At 29.2% G+C, this 3,642-nt stretch carries 3 protein-coding genes and 1 other annotated feature; of the genes, 1 reads left to right on the top strand and 2 read right to left on the bottom strand.

Annotation, left to right across the window (positions count from 1 at the left end; translation table 11 throughout):
* Positions 1-14: 14 nt before the first annotated feature.
* Positions 15-263, bottom strand: a binding site (T-box leader).
* A gap of 574 nt (positions 264-837) precedes the next feature.
* A complete protein-coding gene (locus B3W71_RS13250; protein ID WP_346889408.1) occupies positions 838-2,223 on the top strand; it encodes an MATE family efflux transporter in 1,386 nt (461 codons plus the stop codon).
* Between the two features lie 193 nt (positions 2,224-2,416).
* Here the strand turns inward: B3W71_RS13250 and B3W71_RS13245 are convergent, their stop codons facing one another.
* Both B3W71_RS13245 and B3W71_RS13240 read right to left on the bottom strand, forming a co-directional pair.
* A complete protein-coding gene (locus tag B3W71_RS13245) occupies positions 2,417-2,950 on the bottom strand; it encodes a spore maturation protein (protein WP_346889407.1) in 534 nt (177 codons plus the stop codon).
* A 13-nt stretch (positions 2,951-2,963) separates the two neighbouring features.
* A complete protein-coding gene (locus B3W71_RS13240; protein ID WP_346889406.1) occupies positions 2,964-3,539 on the bottom strand; it encodes a nucleoside recognition domain-containing protein in 576 nt (191 codons plus the stop codon).
* Between the last annotated feature and the right edge of the window lie 103 nt (positions 3,540-3,642).

Below are 3,642 nucleotides of genomic sequence, written 5' to 3'. Positions count from 1 at the left end.
TGTGGAAATTTCCACATAGAGACGTTATATCGCGTTACCACTCTACTTTATATCTACTTCACAGTAGATATCTCCATAAGTAACTCTAGCCTTAGCTTTTATTACTTTGTCCTATAAGGGGGACTTCCCTATTTTCCTTAGCATTTAAACTTCAGAAAATCTGCTCCAAGACCATGTTCCTAAACTTCCTTTTCGCTAGCTTTCACCTCTCCTAGCTCTCTTTAGAAAACTTCATTTAGTACTCTTCTCTTCTTTGCATTAAATATCAATATTAATTAATATAATAATACTATAATTATTCTATGTCAACGATATAATTAATATAAATACTTATTAATATTAATTATCATCATAGCTAAAGCTATTATTAATACAGCTGTTTATTATTAAGTATTTAATATAGCTTTACTTACTTTATCTAAATACCAAACTCCTATTAAATTCACATATATATACCAACATTTTAACTATTTAAAATGTTCCATATAAAACTATACAAAAAGTTATGTAGTTAAAATTTTGCCTATACAACTATATAAATATTTATATGATTATATAAAAAACTCCTATGCAATGTATAAGCTCAAAGTATTCCACTATATAGAATTATATACACAACTAGTATAATACATTAATGCATTCATTATACTATACTATTTTATACCATTATAAGAATACTAAATTTTTATATCTCCCTATTCATTTTTATGAATTTTCATATTATATTTATTTTCCTTTATACTATATCTATTTTTTTTCGTTAAGATGAATTATCATTATATATGTACCATAATTTATATATATGAAAGATAATTTAAAAAGGGGGATAAATTAAATATGGAGCTATTAAAGAAGAACTTCTATTTAAACAAATCTACGGTAAAAGATGTACTTAAATTATCCTTACCTGCTGTAATAGAAATGTTATTATACACTATGATATGGACTGTTGACACTATGCTAATAGGTCAATATGGAGGAGATCTTGCAGTTAGTACTGTTGGTATATCTTGTGAAATTATATATACATTTACTAATATACTGGTTGCCCAAAGCTTATCTGTTGGAATTACTTCCATTGTAGCAAGAAAATATGGTGCTAAGGAATTGGATAAAGCTAATGAGTATGCAACTTTAGGATTTTCTTTAGGCTTCCTGATAAGTATAGCCACTACTTTCTTTATATTCTTATTTAGCCAAAAATTATTAGTTCTTGCAGGAGCTGAGATAAGTATAATAGGCTTAGGTACTACTTATATAAATATTGTTTGTATTGGTCTTCCATTTAATATGCTATCTAGTATGCTAAATGCAGTTAATAGATCTTATGGAAATACTAAAACTCCAATGCTAGTTTCTATCGTTATGCTTATGGTTAACCTTTCATTAGATATTATATTAATATTTGGTTTACTTGGTTTTCCAGAACTTGGAGTTGCAGGTGCTGCCATAGCTACAACTATAGCTAATATATCTGGATTTATTTATTCTGCTATATATACCTATAAGAAATCTTTAATAAAAATTGAATTTAAATACTTAAAGAAATTCAGTAGCATTAGAGTAAAGGATATTACTCGTCTATCTATCCCTGCTGGAATGCAAGAAGCTGCCTATAGCTTAGCTAGACTTTTCACTAGCATGATGATTATGCACCTTGGTACCATTGCCTTTGCAGCTAACCAAATCACTTTGACTTTAGAGAATATCTCTTTTATGCCTGGCTGGGGATTTGCCGTTGCAGCTACAACTCTTGTTGGAAATAAAGTGGGTGAAGGTGACTATAAAAAAGCTAGAGAATATGGCCGTACAGCTGGAATTTTAGGTATAGGCGTAATGGGTGTATTTACATTATTATTCTTATTATTCCCAGTACAGCTTATTAAAATGTTTATAGATAGCAGTAATACTGAAGTTATTTCTCTTGGAGCATCTTGCTTAATGATAGCCGCTGCAGAGCAGCCAATGATAGGACTCTCAATGATTGTAGGGGGAATCTTTAAAGGTTATGGAGATACGAAAACACCATTTATTATAGCTTTCATAACTTCTTGGTTTATAAGACTTCCACTAGTATTTATATTTATTTATCTATTAGGTACATCAATAAAAGTATTCTGGGTTATATGCCTAATTCAGTGGTCTGTAGACGGAATTCTTCTTTACATATTCTATGTTAAGAAGTTAAGACCTATAAATAGTCCTATAACAAAGCTAAATTAGAACATTAATAATCTATACATTAAAATTGCCCAATAAAGCATATCAATTAAATGCTTTATTGGGCAATTTCATTTATATAAGTTCCAATAAATNNACTTTAATAAAACTTATATATAGTTACCACCTAAATAATCTCTAACATAAAAATCTTTAATTTTGTTATTATTCTACCTAAATTTAATTAAAACTCTCTTTATCTCATTAACATTACAGCTAAATTAACTGCTAGAAGTACTGCACAAAAATCTACTATTAAAGCTACCCATAAGCTATGTCTTACTTTCTTTATACCTACAGCTCCAAAATATACAGTAACGGTATAGAATATAGTTTCTGTACCTCCCATTATTATAGAAGATAAAAATCCTAAGAAAGAGTCTGGTCCATAATTCTTTACTATATCTGTGAATACACCAATTGCTCCACTACCTGACAGTGGTTTTATAAATATTAGTGGAACAACCTCTGGAGGTATTCCTACCACATTCACAGCTGGTTTTATAAGGTTTATAAAATAATTCATTGCACCTGAAGCTCTAAAGCAATTTACTGCTATAAGCATAGCTAAAAGATAAGGAAAAATCCTTATACATACATTTATTCCTTCTTTAGCACCTTCTACAAAACATTCATATACCTTTACTTTTGCAATGATGCCATATAGTACAACAGCTCCTATGATTATTGGAATTATTCCTTTTAATAAATAATCAAATATATTTTCCATAGCTATACCTCCTTTAAAAATATCTCTGTAGAAATTTACATAGAATAATTCCAAGTATAGATGCAAATGTTGTAGTACATAGAGCAGGTATAATTATTGCTCCTGGATTTACAGAATTAAATGCAGCTCTAATAGAAATAACTGTAGTCGGTACAAATTGAATACATGCTGCATTTAGAACTAAAAATAGTACCATATCATTACTTGCTACATCTTTATGTCCATTTATTCTATCCATCTCTTCCATAGCCTTTATTCCAAAAGGGGTTGCTGCATTAGATAACCCAAACATATTGGCTGTAAGGTTCATAACTATGGCTCCTAGAGCCTTATCGTCTTTACCAGCCTCTTTAAATATTCTTTTTAGTACAGGCTTCAATAATCTAGCTAGTTTGTCTGTAAGTCCACTTCTTTCAGCGATTTTCATTACCCCACACCAAAGACACATCATTCCTAAAAGTTCTATAATTAATTTCACTGTATCTGATGTGGTAGATACTATAGTTTTAGATAAAATTTCTCCATCTCCTGTTAATAATCCAAAAGCTATACCTATAAATAAAATTCCAAACCATATTACATTAATCATACAAATTCTCCCATATCCTAAATAAATATATATTTATACTTAATGTATATGTACTCCCTTTATATAATATTTAGCTTTTTTACTTTAGGCATCTTCAAAAAAT

The sequence above is a fragment of the Clostridium sp. UBA1056 genome (assembly GCA_002316385.1).
In the GTDB taxonomy this organism is placed as follows: domain Bacteria; phylum Bacillota; class Clostridia; order Clostridiales; family Clostridiaceae; genus Clostridium_J.
The sequence above is the reverse complement of the archived record's forward strand: the minus strand, read 5'-3'. Positions and strand labels throughout refer to the sequence as shown.